The 18,323-nt window shown below is 32.7% G+C and carries 24 protein-coding genes; 14 read left to right on the forward strand and 10 right to left on the reverse strand.

All coding sequences use genetic code 11. The features are described from left to right. Positions 1-55: 55 nt before the first annotated feature. The 7 genes from BN349_RS00225 to BN349_RS22950 all read left to right on the forward strand — a co-directional run bounded on the left by BN349_RS00225 (position 56) and on the right by BN349_RS22950 (position 4,250). Entirely contained in the window at positions 56-274 is a 219-nt protein-coding gene (locus tag BN349_RS00225; RefSeq protein ID WP_019240246.1) for a DUF3951 domain-containing protein, read from the forward strand. 266 nt (positions 275-540) lie between these two features. Further along, positions 541-786 carry a hypothetical protein gene (locus BN349_RS26190; RefSeq protein ID WP_019240248.1) on the forward strand — a complete coding sequence of 82 codons (246 nt, stop codon included), beginning with the start codon at positions 541-543 and terminating at the stop codon, positions 784-786. A gap of 219 nt (positions 787-1,005) precedes the next feature. Next, the gene (locus tag BN349_RS26195) at positions 1,006-1,356 is read left to right on the forward strand and encodes a hypothetical protein (RefSeq protein ID WP_232423492.1); all 351 of its coding nucleotides are present in this window, start codon (positions 1,006-1,008) and stop codon (positions 1,354-1,356) included. Between the two features lie 17 nt (positions 1,357-1,373). Continuing rightward, positions 1,374-2,195 (forward strand): VanW family protein, encoded by an 822-nt coding sequence (locus BN349_RS00240; protein ID WP_026089099.1) that lies wholly within the window; start codon positions 1,374-1,376, stop codon positions 2,193-2,195. A gap of 16 nt (positions 2,196-2,211) precedes the next feature. Next, positions 2,212-2,664 carry a GNAT family N-acetyltransferase gene (locus BN349_RS00245; RefSeq protein WP_019240251.1) on the forward strand — a complete coding sequence of 151 codons (453 nt, stop codon included), beginning with the start codon at positions 2,212-2,214 and terminating at the stop codon, positions 2,662-2,664. A 293-nt stretch (positions 2,665-2,957) separates the two neighbouring features. Beyond that, entirely contained in the window at positions 2,958-3,758 is an 801-nt protein-coding gene (locus BN349_RS00250) for a GNAT family N-acetyltransferase (RefSeq protein ID WP_019240252.1), read from the forward strand. 42 nt (positions 3,759-3,800) lie between these two features. Continuing rightward, positions 3,801-4,250: a GNAT family N-acetyltransferase gene (locus BN349_RS22950; RefSeq protein WP_425457762.1), complete on the forward strand. Its 450-nt coding sequence runs from the start codon at positions 3,801-3,803 to the stop codon at positions 4,248-4,250. A 158-nt stretch (positions 4,251-4,408) separates the two neighbouring features. Here the strand turns inward: BN349_RS22950 and BN349_RS00260 are convergent, their stop codons facing one another. From BN349_RS00260 to BN349_RS00280, 7 genes are all read right to left on the reverse strand, one after another. Then, positions 4,409-4,720 (reverse strand): spore coat protein, encoded by a 312-nt coding sequence (locus BN349_RS00260; RefSeq protein ID WP_019240253.1) that lies wholly within the window; start codon positions 4,718-4,720, stop codon positions 4,409-4,411. Positions 4,721-4,732: 12 nt separating this feature from the next. Further along, positions 4,733-5,062 carry a hypothetical protein gene (locus tag BN349_RS26200; RefSeq protein WP_019240254.1) on the reverse strand — a complete coding sequence of 110 codons (330 nt, stop codon included), beginning with the start codon at positions 5,060-5,062 and terminating at the stop codon, positions 4,733-4,735. A 446-nt stretch (positions 5,063-5,508) separates the two neighbouring features. Continuing rightward, positions 5,509-5,775, reverse strand: coding sequence for a hypothetical protein (locus BN349_RS24630; protein ID WP_019240255.1), 267 nt, complete (start codon positions 5,773-5,775; stop codon positions 5,509-5,511). A 10-nt stretch (positions 5,776-5,785) separates the two neighbouring features. Further along, a complete protein-coding gene (locus BN349_RS26800; RefSeq protein WP_425457763.1) occupies positions 5,786-5,929 on the reverse strand; it encodes a cyclic nucleotide-binding domain-containing protein in 144 nt (47 codons plus the stop codon). Next, entirely contained in the window at positions 5,863-6,018 is a 156-nt protein-coding gene (locus BN349_RS25670; protein WP_019240256.1) for a hypothetical protein, read from the reverse strand. Before BN349_RS25670 ends, BN349_RS26800 begins: the two co-directional genes overlap by 67 nt. Positions 6,019-6,244: 226 nt before the next feature. Next, positions 6,245-6,406, reverse strand: coding sequence for a hypothetical protein (locus tag BN349_RS26065; RefSeq protein WP_019240257.1), 162 nt, complete (start codon positions 6,404-6,406; stop codon positions 6,245-6,247). Between the two features lie 11 nt (positions 6,407-6,417). Beyond that, positions 6,418-7,278 (reverse strand): SPFH domain-containing protein, encoded by an 861-nt coding sequence (locus BN349_RS00280; protein ID WP_019240258.1) that lies wholly within the window; start codon positions 7,276-7,278, stop codon positions 6,418-6,420. Positions 7,279-7,473: 195 nt separating this feature from the next. Here BN349_RS00280 and BN349_RS00285 point away from each other — a divergent pair, with 195 nt between their 5' ends. Genes BN349_RS00285 through BN349_RS00290 form a run of 3 tightly spaced genes read left to right on the forward strand, consistent with a single transcriptional unit; the run spans position 7,474 to position 8,607 of the window. Next, the gene (locus tag BN349_RS00285) at positions 7,474-7,683 is read left to right on the forward strand and encodes a hypothetical protein (protein WP_019240259.1); all 210 of its coding nucleotides are present in this window, start codon (positions 7,474-7,476) and stop codon (positions 7,681-7,683) included. Continuing rightward, entirely contained in the window at positions 7,680-7,823 is a 144-nt protein-coding gene (locus tag BN349_RS25675) for a hypothetical protein (RefSeq protein ID WP_157381006.1), read from the forward strand. The genes BN349_RS00285 and BN349_RS25675 overlap by 4 nt, the downstream gene beginning before the upstream one ends. Beyond that, a complete protein-coding gene (locus BN349_RS00290) occupies positions 7,816-8,607 on the forward strand; it encodes a Cof-type HAD-IIB family hydrolase (protein WP_019240260.1) in 792 nt (263 codons plus the stop codon). Before BN349_RS25675 ends, BN349_RS00290 begins: the two co-directional genes overlap by 8 nt. Before the next feature lie 419 nt (positions 8,608-9,026). Here the strand turns inward: BN349_RS00290 and BN349_RS00295 are convergent, their stop codons facing one another. Beyond that, positions 9,027-9,395, reverse strand: coding sequence for a putative ABC transporter permease (locus tag BN349_RS00295; RefSeq protein WP_081591143.1), 369 nt, complete (start codon positions 9,393-9,395; stop codon positions 9,027-9,029). A gap of 487 nt (positions 9,396-9,882) precedes the next feature. Here BN349_RS00295 and BN349_RS00300 point away from each other — a divergent pair, with 487 nt between their 5' ends. Together BN349_RS00300 and BN349_RS00305 are read left to right on the forward strand one after the other, a co-directional pair. Next, the gene (locus BN349_RS00300) at positions 9,883-10,794 is read left to right on the forward strand and encodes a DUF2156 domain-containing protein (RefSeq protein WP_019240262.1); all 912 of its coding nucleotides are present in this window, start codon (positions 9,883-9,885) and stop codon (positions 10,792-10,794) included. A gap of 4 nt (positions 10,795-10,798) precedes the next feature. Then, complete coding sequence (locus tag BN349_RS00305; protein WP_019240263.1) at positions 10,799-11,653, forward strand: GNAT family N-acetyltransferase; 855 nt, start codon at positions 10,799-10,801, stop codon at positions 11,651-11,653. Positions 11,654-11,824: 171 nt separating this feature from the next. On the opposite strand, the gene BN349_RS00310 is transcribed toward BN349_RS00305, so the two are convergent. Both BN349_RS00310 and BN349_RS00315 read right to left on the reverse strand, forming a co-directional pair. Then, positions 11,825-13,051, reverse strand: coding sequence for an MFS transporter (locus tag BN349_RS00310; protein WP_019240264.1), 1,227 nt, complete (start codon positions 13,049-13,051; stop codon positions 11,825-11,827). 89 nt (positions 13,052-13,140) lie between these two features. After that, complete coding sequence (locus tag BN349_RS00315) at positions 13,141-14,355, reverse strand: CoA transferase (protein WP_019240265.1); 1,215 nt, start codon at positions 14,353-14,355, stop codon at positions 13,141-13,143. A 533-nt stretch (positions 14,356-14,888) separates the two neighbouring features. On the opposite strand from BN349_RS00315, the gene rpoN reads away from it, so the two are divergent. Beyond that, entirely contained in the window at positions 14,889-16,241 is a 1,353-nt protein-coding gene (gene rpoN / locus BN349_RS00320; protein WP_019240266.1) for an RNA polymerase factor sigma-54, read from the forward strand. Positions 16,242-16,274: 33 nt separating this feature from the next. Continuing rightward, positions 16,275-18,227 (forward strand): sigma-54 interaction domain-containing protein, encoded by a 1,953-nt coding sequence (locus BN349_RS00325; RefSeq protein WP_019240267.1) that lies wholly within the window; start codon positions 16,275-16,277, stop codon positions 18,225-18,227. The last annotated feature ends 96 nt before the right edge of the window (positions 18,228-18,323 follow it).

An 18,323-nucleotide genomic window follows, 5' to 3' on the forward strand; every position in this document is an offset into this window, starting at 1 on the left:
GAGGGTTCGTACATAACTTAGTAAGTCTTTTAAAATCAGGAAAGGGGCAAATGATATGGACCCGATGATTGCGGTTGCTTATGGTTTACCGCTTACTATCGTTATTATTGTTCTAATTGGTTTTTATAAAATGTTCGTTAAAAAGAAAAATATTACGGCTTTTTACACTCCGTTTGATCATATAACTGGTCAAACAGTAACTGAATTCCACGAAGAGCAAAAAGTGATTGTGGAGGATGAAGAGCAAGGTGATGGAAAAAGAAAAAATAAGTAGTTTGTATTTGATAAAAAATATGAGGGCTGTCTCAAAAGTGATGGGTAACACTGTTGAGACAGCCTTTATTCATTTTGTTATTGTTTTTCTTTTATAAATGGATCTTGTTTTAAAAATACGAATGGAGTTTTAACGAAAACAACTATAACAGGGGGAAAAAGGGGAGTATTGAACACTCTATCTTTCTTTACGAGAAGAAGGATTTTACATAATTTTCTTGAATATGATTGGATATAACTAGTCGGAATGAATAAGGAGCGCTGAGAATGTACCTACCATTGAATAATGAATTAGTCGGTAGAATCAACCAATCTGAAATAGACGTGTTGAATTCAAGATTAAAACGGATGGAAGAGCAAATAGGAAATCCAATGGATGTTGAAATGAGGAGATTTGGTCATGCTGTGGCGTTTTCTGCGAAAAATATTCCTGGTCCGGCCTTCAATGTAGTTAAAGGTTTGCAACATGGTGATGAGAAGTACATTTCTGACATTATTGCTTTTTATAGGTAAAGAAATATAGATGTAACTTTTGAAGTGATACCCTCATTAACTTCTCCTCAAATAATGGAAGTTCTCTCAAATGAAGGCTACTATCAATGTGACTTTCATACGACTTTATTTCATTCTATTTTAGAAAAGATAGAATATTTCGATTCAAATATTACTATTCGAAGGCTGGATAGAAATGAATTTAATCTTTTTTCTGAAATATATACAGAAGGATTTGATATGCCTGTTACTATCCAAAATGGGATAGCTAGAAACAATGAAATCTTATATGATACGCCCAATTGGTCGTTCTTTTTAGCAAGTATCAATCATACACCAGCTGGTATTGGTGTTTTATTTATTAAGAATGAAATTGCTACTCTTGCTGCGGCCACAACCATTCTGGCTTTTCGAAATAAAGGCATTCATACGGCATTAATCCAAAAAAGATTGCTAACAGCATTAGATTCTAATGTGAAGATAGCGATTGGACAAGCGAAATTTGCTTCAGTGAGTCAAAATAATATGGAAAGAGTAGGATTTCGAATGGCTTATACAAAAGCAATTTGGAGAAAAAGATTGATGATATGATTGGAGGATCTAGAATGATTTCGGTTCAACAGAAAAAGCCTAAAAAAAGAACAAAGTTGCGACTCATGTTGGGTATTACTTTTTATCGATGTAAAAGATACATAGAATGGTACACTAATCGAAAAACATATGCCTCTCAAAAACAAAATGATAGACTACCTTACTCCATTTACACACATCAAACATTATTGTTACGGAAATTGAAAAATGTTGATATGTGGTATCAACACAATAAAATTATTAATTTAAAACTTGCTATCAAGCGGATTGATGGTTTGATTATTAAACCAGGAGAGACTTTTTCTTATTGGAAATGTATAGGGAAAACGACTAGGAAAAAAGGATATGTAGATGGAATGGTACTTCATTCAGGAACTTTTAAACCTGGAGTCGGTGGAGGTTTATGTCAATTATCTAATCTAATCTATTGGATGACACTTCATACACCGTTAATCGTAACTGAGCGGTATCGTCATAGTTATGATGTATTTCCTGATAGCAACCGAACTCAGCCATTTGGAAGTGGAGCAACCTGTTCATATAATTATATTGATTTGCAGATTACCAATCGTACGAATGTTACCTACCAATTATCTCTTTCTCTTTCTGCTACACATTTAATTGGCGAATGGAGAGCTACTGAGGAACAACTTCATACATATAAAGTTTATGAGAAACAGCATGCCATTCATCCCGCAATCTTTGGCGGATATATTAGACACAACATTATACACAGAAAAGTATATAATAAACAAAAAGTGGAGATTGACGATGAATTCATTACAGAAAATACTGCTATTATGATGTATGAGCCACTTTTAGATTCACCTAAACAATAAAAAGGGAAAAATCATTATGATAAGAAAAATTGACATCACAAATAATAAGATTGCAAGAGAGGTATGGCATATTCAAATACCATCCTATCAAATGGAGGCAAAGCTCATAGATTGTTATGATATTCCGCCCTTACAAGATACGATTGAAACTCTACAGAAATGTGGAGAGGATTTTTATGGTTATTATGAACATGAAGAGCTTTGTGGGACAATATCCATAAAAGTAGAAAATAAGTTAATAGATATACATCGCTTAATGATTCATCCGAGCCATTTTAGAAAAGGTATTGCGATGATGTTATTAGAACACGTAGAGAATGTTATAGAAAATGCTGAATCTATTATTGTTTCAACTGGTTCGAAGAATTTTCCAGCTATACATTTATACGAAAGGAATGGATTTCGAAAGACACAAGTTACAAAAATATCAGATCAATTATCAATTACCTCTTATAAAAAAATGATCTAATTAAATCGAGTATGAAATGATTTTTTCAATGAAATTATTAAACAAGGCTGTTTTCACATACTTTGTTGCTTATGAACAAGGAGTGAGTATAGGTTGAATTACACTTCAGGATGCTCGCTTTCCACGGGGCTCACCTATGCTGCTGCTCCCGTAGGAGGCTCGCACCTTACGCTTCATTCAACCGAACTTTTTATACACTGATTTTATTTATCGAATATATGGAAAAGTAACAGTCTTTTAGAAAATAGGCTTAAACAATATTAAATATATGAAAAGCTAAGGGGGAGAATATTGTGATAAGAAGATTAACAGAAAAGGATCATGACGTTTGCTTTCAATTATTAAAAAAACAAGCTGCTGAAAACCTATTTATAATAGGTGATATAGAGGCATATGGGTACGAACAGGAGTTTCAAAAAATCTGGGGAGATTTTAATGATCAAGGTGAATTAATTGCTGTCCTACTAAAATATGAACAAAACTATATACCATACAGCTCAACGATAACATTTGATGCAAAAGGATTTTCTGAAATTATGATGAACGATCCTAACTTCTCAATGATGTCAGGATTAAAGAATATTACTGAAAAAATGGAGCCTTACATAAAAAACACTTTAAAAAGAAAAAGACAAACCTATTATGCAAAATGTACAGAATTACATAAAAGTGTGAATTCTAGTGAAACAACTGACGTACAACAAGCAATGCCACATGATGCAGAAGAACTAGTAGCATTATTAAATTCAATTCCTGAATTCAGTGATTCAATGATAACCGTGGATTCCAAGCGACGCGGATTGGAGCGGGGTGTATCAAGATCTTTCTTTATAAGAGAAGATGATAAAATGGTTTCAACAGCATCAACTTCGGCTGAAAATACATTGTCTGCTATGGTAGTTGGAGTAGCTACACTAGAAAACTATAAGAAAAAAGGGTATGCTACACAGTGCATGATTAAGCTTTGCAATCTATTATTAAATGAAGGTAAAGAACTTTGTTTATTTTATGATAATTCTGAAGCGGGAATGATATATAAAAGATTAGGATTTGAGGATATCGGCTTTTGGATGATGTATTCCTATCATTCTTGAAATTTCTATATTTGTTATTATGAAGGCTGAGTAAAGTTTATTGTGAATACAACTGTTGATATTAGAAGGCTTTCTAGGAGAGAAAAAGATGTTATTTCAAAAAGAAAAGTTAAAGGTGAGGCTATTAGAGAAGAAGGATGCACCTTTCAGGAAGGCAGAGATAATCCGTTTAATTTAGAAAAAGTGTACAACGTATTTTTTGAAAATGAGACTGATACCGTAAAATGCTTGATAGAATATGAAAATATTGAAATAGGATATATTCAGTATTATCCTTTAGATTTTGAAACGAGAAAAGTATACGGATATTTGAACAAAGCTGATATTATTTTTGGGATTGATCAATTTATTGGAGAAGTGAAATATTGGGATAGAGGGATTGGCCAACTACTAGTTTCAGCTATGACGGATTATTTGTTTCATGACAAACAAGCTAGTACGGTTGTTATGGACCCCAGTCATGGAATAAAAGAGCGATTCGTTGTTATGTGAAATGTGGTTATCAAAAGATAAAGCTAATGCCGAAACATGAATTACATGAAGGTGAGTATAGAGATTGCTGGTTAATTGAATATAGAATAGACTTCCATGATAAAAGAAAAAAACGATAGGATTGACTATCGTTTTTTTTCTTTTATCATATAGCTTTGTTAATGATGTATATTTTGTTGGATTAGTTGATTAGTTTGTGTTTGCGTTTGTCCATATTCAGTTATTTGTTTGGTAATGTCTGAAGCAAGTGCTGGTGAGGAGGTACTGTACATACCTTGCTGAGACATAAAATCATATAATTTCCCTTGGAGCACTAAACTACTTTGTGAAAGGGATTGAAATTGTTGACGAACAACAGGACAGTTAGATTCTGTCGTAGCCGTTGTATACTCTCTACAAGTACGTTTTAAGTCGGCTAAAATGGTATAAAGTAAATCTTCATCTGAAAGGATTGGATTTTGTTGAGCCATATGTGTGCCTCCTTAATTTAATGGGTGTTGAAAGCCTTGATTGGCTTGTTGTAGTTTCGCCATAATTTGCTGATTTTGATTTTGTGCAGTTTGTAATTTCTGCATCTGTTCCATTTGATTAGCTTCTTGAACCGTTTTTGGTGCAATTGCTGTATGTTGTTGTAAAAGAGTAAGTAAATCTTGATAATGCTTTTTATGCTGTACTAATAATTGTACACATATTTGTTGTACAGCGATGTTCTTGGATTGGGCAGCTGCAGATACACATTGTTTGATAAGTAAATCTTCATTAGACATCGAGTCAACGATGTACTCGACTTCCTTTGCAGTTAAAGGTTTCAAAAAAATCCTCCTTTTATCATTTCTTCTTTTTTAGAATGACATAAGGAGGACATTTTTATTCGAATAATCATTTTTTATAAAGTACTGTTATACGTTGTAGTTGATTTTTAACCAGACGTTTTATAAAAGCAAAACTGTATTGGGCAGATTTAAGAATTTGTTAAGCTTGTATATGTATTTTTATAATAATTTTGTTTCCATTCTCGTAAGCCGTCCATACAAATGAACAGATTAATTAAATTAAGAATAAACATTACGTACAGTCTAGTCGTTATTTAACATATTTGGCTGATACTATTGGATTAAAAATAAAGGTGAAGAAGATGTGACTCCAACGACAAAGCTATCTACAAAAGGAATTATCACTTGGGTTGTGTGACTGCGAATTCTTCACTAAGCTTATGCGTATCGATAGTTACTAAAATTCCTTCAGGAGTTTTTTTCCTTTAGAACTTTTTTCCTTTAGAACTTTTTTCAATTAGATGTTTACAAATAAGGTCATGTATCGAATACAGTTTATTAAATTCATCTTTTTTTGTAATATGATAAGAAATCTCTACAGATTTTTTGATGAAATGTGCATTGAAATTATGGTCTAATTTTAACCAAGCTAAAAACCATTCTCGGTTGATCGTTATAACGGTTACACCTGTCAATGCTTCAACACTACTCATAAAAGGTACTTGATTGAAAATTTCAATTTCACCAACCATATCTCCTATTTCATAGACAGTTTGAACCTATTTTTTTCCCATTTTCAGCGATCACAAAAATATTAACTTTTCCTTCAACTATAATGCTTACGCTATTATATATTTCTCCTTGGGAATAGATAATGGAACCACTTGTGAATTTTTCGATTTCCATTGTTTTAAGATTTCATATGGACAATACTTTAGCATTTTATATAGAGTTGTATGATTTTCGATATATGGAATGATTTGATGTATGTTCATAGGGTTCATCCTTACGAAAAAAGTTCGATAAAACTGAGTCATTCTGAGTCATATTTTTGAAGGTAAATGTCACAATCCTTCTTTGTTAATTTATGCAACCAATCAAATATTACATGTTTAAATATATTTTTTCTGGCTTTCAAATGAAAAAAGCGAGTAAACCTCTGTTCACTCACTTTTCTTAATATGGTTTGGTTGCGAAGAAGAAATGGGTATCCAAAAGGGGTTACTCAGTATCCTTTTTTAATCTTCCAGCCTTTTTTACTGCATCTTTTAATAGAATTTCAATTTGAGCATTAACGCTTCTTAGTTCATCTTCTGCCCATTTTTCGAGAGCGTCGTAAAGTTTAGGATCGATTCTTAGCGGATACGCTTTTCTTTTAGCCATGTAATTAAATCCTAATGAATACTTCCTGTATTGATAACAGGTTGTGTTCCTTTATCAGAAACAATAGCAACCATTAAGTTGTTGACCATTTGAGCTTTTTTATCTTCGTCTAAATCGATAATATTTTCATCCGCTAATTGTTCAATCGCACTCTTAACCATACCGACAGCTCCATCTACAATAACCTTGCGTGCAGATAATACAGCTTGAGCTTGTTGTCTTTGCAACATGGCAGATGCGATTTCTGAAGAATAGGCAAGGTGCATAATACGAGCTTCGATAACATCCACACCAGCTACAGCTAAACGATGCTGAAGATCCTGAGCTAAGAAATCAGCAATTTCGTCGCTGTTTTTTCTTAGTGACATTTCGGTATCCTTTTCAAAATGATCATATGCATATTGACTTGCAATATGACGAATGCCAGTTTCACTCTGAATTTGAACAAATTCTTCGTAATCTTCTACATCAAAAGTTGCTTTAGCACTATCTGCTACTTTATATACAACAACAGCTGCGATTTCAATAGGATTCCCTTCTAAATCATTTACTTTTAGTTTTTCGCTATTGAAGTTAATCACTCGAAGAGACACACTTGATTTCAATGTTAAAGGAATGGAAATCCATAATCCTTGATCTCTAATTACACCAGTGTACGTCCCAAAAAATGTTAGAACCTTCGCTTCATTGGGTTGGACAATTGTTAGTCCAGACAGGATTAAAGCGGCAATTATGACAATTACAATTGGTAGAACTAAAGCGGCACCAGTAGTTCCTACATTCATTAATAAGAATACAGCAAGACCAAAAAGTGCTAACACGACAATAATTCCAAAGTAACCATTTACTTTAAGAGCTTGTTTTTCTCTCATTACAATCGCCTCCGATATATCAATCTGATATCACAATTATATCATTTAGATATGTAAATGTATAGAGGTCTTCCTGTTTTTGTATAAATTAACCCTTTAAACGAAAAGTATTTACCCCCAGGTACAGAATACTCGAAGCCAACCTCTGGATTTTACTTAACCATATTTCTTCCTCAAAAAGTAAAGGCGAGAAAAATGGTAGAAGTATTATCAAACAAACATATTTATGTAGATGATACTGCCAGAATGTTTCTACCTGTGTATAAAAGAGATACTTTACTTCGTTTAAGTATCTCTCAAGTAAAATGTTCTCAAATGGAAGAGGGGATTAAGCAAATAGCTGATGCTATTATTTTGTTACAAAAAAGAACCGCATATGTATGGGATAAGCGCTCTACAATATGATGAATAGTATTTTAACTGTCTTCCATTTATTATCTATTGTGGTCAGCCCATTTGTTAATGATATAATATTAAATGGCACATCTATTACAATAATTGGTAAAATAGCAGATATATCGATAGGAGAGACATCGGATGATTAAATTAATTGCAACTGATATGGATGGAACATTTTTAGACGATCAAAATCAATTTCCAAAGGATTTTTATCCTATTTATAAGAAGCTGAATGAACAAGGTATTATTTTTGGAGCTGCAAGCGGCCGTCAATATTATAATCTTGTAGAAAGATTTAATGATATAAAAGAAGAAATGCTATTCATTGCAGAAAACGGTACGTATGTTGTATACAAAGGAAAGGAATTATTCTCAAATTCTTTAAATCGTGAGACTGCTTTCGAAATTGTGAAGCTTGCTCGAACAATTCCTGATGTTAATATAGTTGTATGTGGAAAAAAATCTGCCTATATTGAAACTACTGAACCAAAAGTTTTAAGTGAAGTAGAAAAATATTATGCTAGAAGAGAATTTGTCGAGGATTTACTTACAGTGGAAGACGATATCTTGAAGATTGCTCTTCTTGACTTTAAAGGCGCGGAGCATCATTCTATGCCTTATTTCAAAGAATACCAACAGCAATTACAAGTTACAGTTGGTGGCTTTATTTGGTTGGATATAATGAATAGCGGCTCAAACAAGGGAGTTGCTATGGAGAAAATTCAAGAGTACTTGAATATATCTCCTGATCAAACAATGGTATTTGGTGATTATTTAAATGATTTAGAAATGATGAAATCTGCATATAATAGTTATGCTATGGCGAATGCCCATGAAAAGATAAAAGAAGTAGCTAGATTTGAAGCCAAGTCGAATAATGAAAATGGTGTAATGGAAACGATAAAAGAGCGCTTGTCACTAACTATATAACTTTTATTAATAACATCTTATTAGGATGCTCCTGTGAGGAAAACTTTTTAGTGAACCTCACAGTGAGCGTTTTTTTATTTGTGTAGGAAAGGGCTGTTTTTGCAAACTTTGTTGCTTATGAAGAAGGTGAGTATAGGTTGAATTACGCTTCAGGATACTCGCTTTCTGCGGAGCGGGCGTTGAGCCTCCTCGGAGCACATAGCGACTGTGGAGTCTCATCTATCCTGCTGCTCCCGCAGGAGTCTCGCACGTTACGCTTCATTCAGCCGACCTATTTATCACTAATTTTAGGTGGAAAGTTTGTTTTCGAAAATATTAGCTCCAATGCTCAGACAGTTTTCTCCAACCGAGTGGTTATTTAAAAAGAACATTTTATGCTGAGAGTAGTGAGCAAATACTACTGTACGCAAGTAAGGTGTTTAAATTAATTTATAGGTAGGTTTTTGTTCATTGAATAACCAATATCTTAACCAATCGTAAAGTATAATCGCTAGCATGGATAATGGTAGCCATAGAAACATATAAGGTAAGCATATTTGGCCGAGAAAATTAAATGGAACATGACTATAGTCCCAAACGGATAATCCGAGCCATGCATTAAGAATTAATCCAGAAATTAGCTCAATAAACGTAACAAAAAAAGTACCGATAATAGCTTGAGCTAATAAGGGCATATTTTCTGAGAAAAAATGTTTATGCATGCCTAGTACTATAAAGCAAAGACCACCTACAACGGCCATTGACCAATGCGTATACCCTCGCCATAATATCTCAATTAAGGCATACATAAAACCGCCGATTAGAGCAAGATTTAATAATTTCAAGAACTTTGAAGTTGTAATAATAATTTCCCCCTTATCTTATTAAAAAACTTAAAATAGTTAGGATGTCATACGGAAACGATGACTTTATTATTACCAGATGCTGCGATTTCATGATTAATTGTTGGAAATTCATGTTTCTTAAACATTGTGTTTGATGTGAAATTCATGTTTGAGTATGAAAATAGGGGACTCTTGTGGAAATCGCTTATGATAGGGAGAGAAAGCCATACATAAATAGAAAAATGTAAAATCAAAAGCTTTCTATTACTAAAAGAATTTGTTCTTTATATATTATTTTTAAATAATATGTAATGATGAGGCAAAATATTGAATAATCTTAATGTTGAGTAAGATAGATATCGATTTATTGTATAATAAAAGGATAGAAAACACAGTAATAATTGAAATGACGAATCTTGAAATTATACAGCTAAGGAGTTTTATATTTATTATGTTGGCGTTTAAATCTATCTCGCTTCAAGATAAATCTGTACTTGATAATTATTTTAAAAAAACAAAAAACTATTTAAGTGATTATTGTATAGTAGATGTTTTTATTTGGAGTGAACAATGTAATACAGAGTATTGTATTAAGGAGGATTTTTTATTTGTAAAAATGAATTCTATACTTGATCAAACTCCTGTATACATGTTACCTATTGGATCAGGAGATTTGAGTCGTTCCATTTCATACATCCAAAGAGATGCATTGGAAAGAGGTATTTTCTTAATTTTTACTTCTATTTCTTATGAGCAAAAAAAATGGCTAGAAACTCATTTTCCGAATCAGTTTATAATAGAAGAATTAAGAGATTTAAGTGATTATATTTATAGAAGTCAAGATTTGATTTCTCTTAAAGGAAATAAATATCATAGTAAAAAAAACCAAATTAATCGCTTTATGAAAATGTATCAAAATCGATGGAAATATGAATCAGTTAGTGCATTTAATATGGAAGAAATCATCGCTTTTCATGAAAAATGGTGTCTAGAAAATGCAAGCAATAACCATCCTATATTTTATAGTGAAAATAAAGCAGTTACATTTGCTTTAGAAAATATGAAAGAGTTAGATATTATTGGAGGTGCACTTCGTTTAGATGAAAGTATAATTGCGTTTACTCTTGGAGCACGAACCTCTAAAAACATGATTGTCATTCAAGTTGAAAAAGCAGATTCGAATATTAGAGGAGCCTACCAAATGATTAATCAACAATTTGCTATAGCCAATTGTCAAGATGTTATGTGGATAAACAGAGAAGAAGATTTGGGAATAGATGGATTAAGAAAAGCTAAAAATTCTTATCATCCTGCCTTTTTGGGTACTAAATATAGAGCAACATTGAAAAATGGAGATGAATAAAGTCATGCCTATTCGTTTTGCTATACCAGAAGATCGAAAGGTTATTCAAAGCTTATTTGAAATGTGTTTTCCAGAGGATCCTTTATTTAATAGATGGTTTTTTAAAGAGTATTTTAAAATAGAAAATACTCTTTTATATTTGGAGAATGATAAGATTGTGGCCATGCTTCAGATGTATCCTTTAAAGTTAAAAATGAATCAGTTTGTCTATCCTGTTCATTATTTATTTGGTGTATGTACTCATCCAAATCATCGGAAAAAAGGATATATGGAAAAGATTTTGGAGTATGCTTGTCATTTAGGTAGAGAAAAAGGAGATATTGCTTCCGTATTAATTCCTCAAGAGAAGTGGCTTTTTAATCTGTATCGTAAATATGGATATGAACCAAAATTTACAACTTCAGTAATGAAAATGGAAGTAGAGTCAATGGCTATCAATGCAGTTGTTGAAGAGGTGACAGTTAAAAATTTAGAAGAAGTTATTCGTTTATATGAAATGAACATGAACGAGCAAATGAGTTATATACTTAGAACTAAAGAATATTGGTTACTACAAAAAGCTATGTTTCAAGCGACAGAAGGTAAAATATATAGCTTAAAACGACAAAATAAGTATATAGCGTATGGATTTATTTGGATTTATGAGAACGAACTATGGATACAAGAAGGCTTTGGAATGAGTCAGGAAGCGCTCATATTATTGGCTAATGCGGTAGCACAAAAAGAGAATAAAAAATATATGACCATTACAACTGCTTTTATAAAAAATAGAGATCCAGTGCCACTTGGTTGTATCAAGTTTTTACAAAATGAGATAAAAAGTGATATTTCAGGCTATATGAATTTAATGTTTAATTAGTAGCATCTATTTAATAAAGAATAAAAAACCTATTAAAACTTAAAAAAAGATTTAATAGGTTTTTTATTAATTGTGAACATTTGAACAATCATACGCCTAATAAACTGTTTATTTATGATTTATACAGATTATTACACTAACTAAGTTTATTCATTGTTCATTTTTTGTATGTTAGTTTTGTTGTTGCAATTTTTTACCCATAGATAAAATAATTGGAACAAGGATTGCTGCTACAATATAGGCAACAATTACGATGATGAAACTAAGATCAAAAGATTGAGTTGAATCATAAATACGAGCATATAATAATGGTGCTGCAGCACTGAATAAGAAAATACCAGTTGTAATATATGAATAGATTTGGCTATAATCTTTTGCACCAAAAGCTCCTTTTGTAACCATTGGACAAACTAATGTTAGTCCAGAGTATCCGCCACCGAAGATTGCCATACCGATGTAGAATATCATAACATTGCTACCTGCGAAAAAGGCTAATGCAATACCAATAGCACCGCAAAGAGCGCTGACTACACTCATTACTAGAGTGTTAAATGTATCATTAATCCATCCTAAAATGATTTTTCCAAGTATACCACCAACCATTATAATAGAGACAGCCATTGCTCCTGCAGCAGCTCCTAGCTCACCAGTGGCTGCAAAGCTTGGTATTTGTTGAAAGAATGAAGCGCATAGACAGAAGATTCCGGCCAAAAGTAAAATTAAATAAAATGCAGGTGTTTTTATTGCTCTACCAAGTGTAAGTCCTGTAGTTTCTGCTTCTTGTGTATTTGATTTATTATTTTCTTCATATCCATAAGGTTTTAGTCCGATTTCAGCAGGAGATTTTTTAACAAAAATTAGAGTTAATGGAACAGCGATAACTAGAACAACAATTCCAAAAATTAATCGTGTAGGTCTCCAGCCATATTCAGCAATAAGAGCATTTCCTATAGGACTTGCAAATGCTGCAATAAGACTTAATGCTGCACCTGAGATACCTAAAGCGAACCCAGCTTTTTTTGTAAACCAATTATTAATCAACCAAGGAACTGGAATATACATAAAGAAAGCGGCTGTAATCCCGTATACTACACCGAATAAGTTCCAAGCTAGAACAGTTTGTGCTTGAGAAGTAGCCATATAAGCTAATCCAAAGACTAGTACAGAAATAGTTAAGATTATTTTAGGATTAGATTTTTGAAAAACCTTACCAACGATAGGTTGTAATACGGCTGCTACTAAAGGAAAGATTGTGAGATACATAGAAGCATCAGTTCTACTCCAACCCATTTCATCCATTACTGGAGTTAAGAATATACCAGCTGTATTACATAATACACCGGTAGTGACTGCATAAAATCCTATACATGCGATTAATATTTTCCAACTATAATGCATCATCATACACTCCTTAAAATATGTTTAGACTACTTGATATATATATAAATAAAATGAGAAGCTTTATTAGAATAAATAGTGTTATGAGACTATTTTGCTTTTTTTATAATGCCTTTTTCGTAAAATGCTTCAATTTCAGCGTCAGAATAACCAAATTCATGCATAACGTCTTCAGTATCTACTCCATATTTCGTACCGCTACGGAATATTTGACCAGGATTATTTTTAAATTTAGGTATCATGTTAATCCCCTTGATAACTCGATCTGTTACTTCGTCGTACCATTCGGTAATCGTTTCACGAGCTTGATAGTGAGGGTGTTCAAGCATCATTTCATAAGTCATAATCTTACTACAAGGAACTTTTAATTCAGCCATGATTTTATCGACTTCATCGACTGTTCTGGCTGCACAAAATGCTTCTAATGCTGGTACGAACTTAGCAGCTCTTTCTTTATCTTGTCGATAAATTCCTTGTATTGTTCCTTGGAAGTCTGGATCATCTTCAAAACCTAATAGTTTAATTAATTTACTTACAGGTCCTGCCCCTCCAACAGCAATAAATACCCAGCCATCTTTACATCTTTCAGTACCATTACATGCACCAAGGACATCTAAATTACCCATTCTTGGATATTGAATGCCTTTGTTTAACCCATCAGATAGATAATTTCCTTGTAATCTAGCCATTGCTTCAAATTGCGCAACATCAATACTTTCGCCTTTTCCTGTTTCTTTTGCATGAATAACGGCTGCCAATGTAGCCCACGCACCAAATAATCCAGTAATAAAATCGCCAGTAAAAGGTTTTGTTACGTATGGTGGATTTGGATCTGGCATACCATTTATGCTCATAAATCCACTAAAGGCTTGTCCAATACTATCAAATGAAGGACGAGATATATAATCTGGGTCACCTGTTAGACCAAAACCGGAAATATGTACAATAACTAGTGCAGGATTTGCTTCCCATAATAGTTCATCTGTAATTCCCCATTTTTCCCAGGTGCCTCCTTTAGAAGATTCGACGATGACGTCAGCCCACTTAACCATTCGTAGTAGTATTTCTTTTCCTTCTGGAGTTGGAATGTTTAAAGAAGCCATACGTTGATTTCTTCTTTCAACTGACCATGCATCACCGAAATTTCGGAACATGTCATCTGCTAGAACGCTTTCAAGTTGAATCACATTTGCACCTTGTTCAGCAAATAGACCACAAATGAATGGCCCTGCAATAACAGAAGCAGCATTTATGACTTTTAGATTTCTAAGGTTTCCGAAAACTGGGATTTCTGTACTTTTCATTGAATTTCCTCCTTGCTTTTTGTTCTACGAAAGAATATACTCTCGTTCATTTCGTATAACTTTATTTATGATGAGGGTATATCTTTCATCACAATAAATAATAAGCAAATGACGTGCCAAACTATATTGGGTGGATGGGATATTAAATGGTTGCGATGAAAGATACAGATGAATTTGAGGATGGTTTATATGAAAAATGACTTTTAAACATTTTTGTGAAATAGTATATTTTTGATAGCAATAATGAAAAGGAGATATATAATGGGAAATAAGTAATAGGATATTCATTTTGTATATTAAATTTTATTAGATTTATATCAGATAATATCTGAAAAATATGTTTATGTAATTGAACAATATGTCACAATAGAGTAACAGTTTGTTCATTCAGACCGTATTTTTTAGAAAAATTTACTTTTCGCCAGTATGAATTTTATTTTTGTGAGATGTACAAGTTGTATTCCATTTGGTTATTATTTTTTTCAGTATTGAATCTAATCGAATGAATCACATGTTCGAAGTGGGAGGTAAACATGGCAAATCAATTGCTTTTGACGCCGAAACAACAGCAAAAAGTATGTCCGAAAGCTATTCAAGGATTGCAAGTATTAGCTTTACCTGTAACCGAAATGGATGAATTTTTAGAGAATATCATTTTAGACAATCCTTTAATAGAATTAGATTTATCAGAATCTAAAAAAAACGCAGTCGAAAATGAAGGAACGGAATTTTTAAGGTCTACTAGTAATCAGAAAAAAAATAATTTGATGGAAAATTTAGCAGCAGGAGAAGGTTATCAAGGAAATGTGCATGAGAGTGAAACTCTACACGGCTTTCTTCATTTGCAATTATTAATGTGCAATCTTTCACATGAAGAAGAGGTTATTGGTGAGGAGATTATTGGAAACATTAATGATGATGGTTATTTCGTTGGAGATTTACGAGAAATTGCCTTTCAATTTAGTGAGAGTCTTCCTGTAGTACAACGATTATTAAAAACGATTCAATCTTTTTCTCCACTTGGAGTCGGTGCAAAAAATATCGAGGAATGCCTCATTTTACAAATCGATGCTTTTGTTCCAAATTATCATATCGTAATCGAGATCATACAAAATGACTTAGAAGATTTAGCGGATAAAAGAATGTCTAAACTGTCTAAAAAATATGGATTAAAAAAAGATGAGCTTCAGAGAATTCTAGATTATATACGTACTTTGAATCCAAGACCAGGAAATATGTTTGAAAAAAGTATGATTACTAACTACATTATTCCAGATGTTTTAGTAAGGAAAAGTGGATCTGAGTTCACCATTATTGTTAATAACGATACTAGACAAGTTGTTAATATTAATCAACAATATTTGCATTTGTTACATAATAAAGAAATAAAAATTGGTGAGAAAGATTATATTCGTGGTAAACATAATGAAGCGAGAAACTTAATGAAATGTTTAGAAATGCGTTATGAAACCCTAAAAAAATTAGCCTTTTTCCTTCTTAATGAACAATATTCATTTTTTGAATGTGGTCCATCTGAACTAAAGCCTTTAATGATGCAGCAAGCAGCAGATGCATTGGAAGTACATGTCTCAACGATAAGTAGAGCGGTACAAGGAAAGTACATACAAACGCCATGGGGAATGTTTCCTTTGAAATATTTTTTCAATTCAAATGTTACGAAAAAGTCAGAGGAAAATACAACTGCTACACAAGTAAAGTTAATGATTCAAAAAATGATTCACGAAGAAAATACGTTACAGCCTTTAAGTGATCTTGAAATAACAGAAATTCTTAATAGAAAAGGAATTACTATTTCTCGTAGAACGGTAGCAAAATATAGAAAAGCGTTAGGTATCGCTGGGCAAAATAAGCGGAAAAATTATTAATTCGAATCTCTTAATGAAAGAGGAGATGTAGTGATGGAGTATAATTCAGAAGAAGTTTTATCAGCGTGGAAGACATTTGTTGGTCAAGGAACACTTCTAAAAGATAAAATTAGGCCAGAAATTGCACGATCATGGGTAAGATGTAAGGAAAGTGGATTAGATCCATGGTCTGTTAGTTTTCCAAAGCCTTCGAAGGATCTACTTAAACAGAAGAGAACTGAATATGAATACTTTTTGAAAATGGCAAATCCGGTATTAGGATATTTACTTGCAATGTTTAATAGTAATATTACGATTTGTGATCAGAATGGATTTATTTTTGAACTATTAACACCGTTAGAGCTTTATCCCCGAACCTTTGGAACGTATGTAGATGAAGCGGTAACAGGAAGTGGTTCAGTTACTATATCATTAATAGAAAAGAAGCCATATAGAGCAGAGGGTTATGAAAATTATCGAATGGTTGCCCAAGGATATTCTGGTGTAAGTGCTCCTATACAAGTGAATGGAGAAATGATTGGCGTTTTAACGATAACAAATCCTTTTGTTTCCCTTCCTGATTATGCATTGGATTGTTGTGTAGAAGCTGCTGAAATCATTTCTGATTTTTTACAAAAAGATAATAAAAATATGAAGCTTATGTTAATAGCAAAACGATTTGAAAGGCTCATTGAGAAAAGCAATCAAGCAATTGTGGTCTTAGATGATAGTGGAAGAGTTTTAATAACAAATAAGGTTGGAAGGAACATTGTTTCTCAATATGATGAATGGGCTTACGGAACACAATCTTTTGGGGACTATTTAATGGATAGAAAGGATTTATCGTATTTACTAGATGGACAAAATAATCTATCTAATCAATTAACAATAGGATTCAAGCGTTCAAAAACGCTTAAAAATAATAGACTTCTCTTACAATATAATAAAAAAATACAACTTCCAAATAGTCTAATTCATAATGTATTAGTGTTTGAAATACCTTCAATGACAGAAGAAAAAAAATCAGAGCCTGTTGCAAGAAATAACGAGCAATTTGTAGATTATATTGGAAAAAGTCCTGCGTGGACAAATGTTGATAAAATTGTAAAAAAAGTAGCTACATATAATACAAATGTCTTGCTTCTAGGTGAAACAGGTACAGGTAAAGAAGTTGTAGCTAAGGCAATTCATCGCTTAAGTGGTAGAAAAGGAAAGTTCGTTGCGATAAATTGTGGTGCGATACCGAAAGAATTATTTGCTAGTGAATTATTTGGCTATGAAAGTGGAGCGTTTACTGGAGCAAAAGCAGGCGGTGCAATTGGGAAATTTGAATATGCCCATGAAGGTACTTTATTTTTAGATGAAATCGGTGAAATGCCCCTTGATATGCAGGTAAGTTTATTACGAGTTATTCAAGAGCAAACGATTACACGAATTGGCTCTAATAAAAGCCAAAAATGTGATGTCCGAATTATTGCGGCTACTAATCAGAATATGAGAAAGGTGATTCAAGAGGGAGCTTTTCGATCTGATTTATATTATCGCTTGAGTGTTATCGAGATTCAACTGCCATTATTAAAAGATAGAGGTTGTGACATTGCATTACTAGCAGAATATTTTAATGGGAATTTATCGGAACAGCTGAAAATTCCTCATCAACTTTTATCTGAGGAAGTGATCGATGCATTACGACATTATGATTGGCCGGGGAATGTCCGTGAATTGAAAAATATTATAGAAAAAATTCTCATATTATCAATAGGCGAACCTATTACAATAGATTTGTTGCCTGATTACATTAAAGAACAAATAGGGAGTAAAGATGTGCTACCGAGCTGTCAAGTTGAACCTCCGAGTACAGAAAGAGAGAGAATTTGTAAATGCTTAGAAAAACATCGTGGGAATATTTCTCAAGTGGCCAAAGAATTAGGAATGGCTCGAAATACTTTATATCGCAAGTTAGAAAAATACCAAATCGAAATGAAAACATTTGCTGTTAATAAATAATCGAAAAAAAGTGTAACTTTATTTATAAAGTTACACTTTTTTTTGAACAAGTTGCTCTACATGTTACACATTTGTTTCATTGTGAGTGATACAAAG

Source organism: Bacillus sp. AP8 (assembly GCF_000321185.1).
Classification (GTDB): Bacteria; Bacillota; Bacilli; order Bacillales; family DSM-1321; genus Bacillus_AD; species Bacillus_AD massilioanorexius.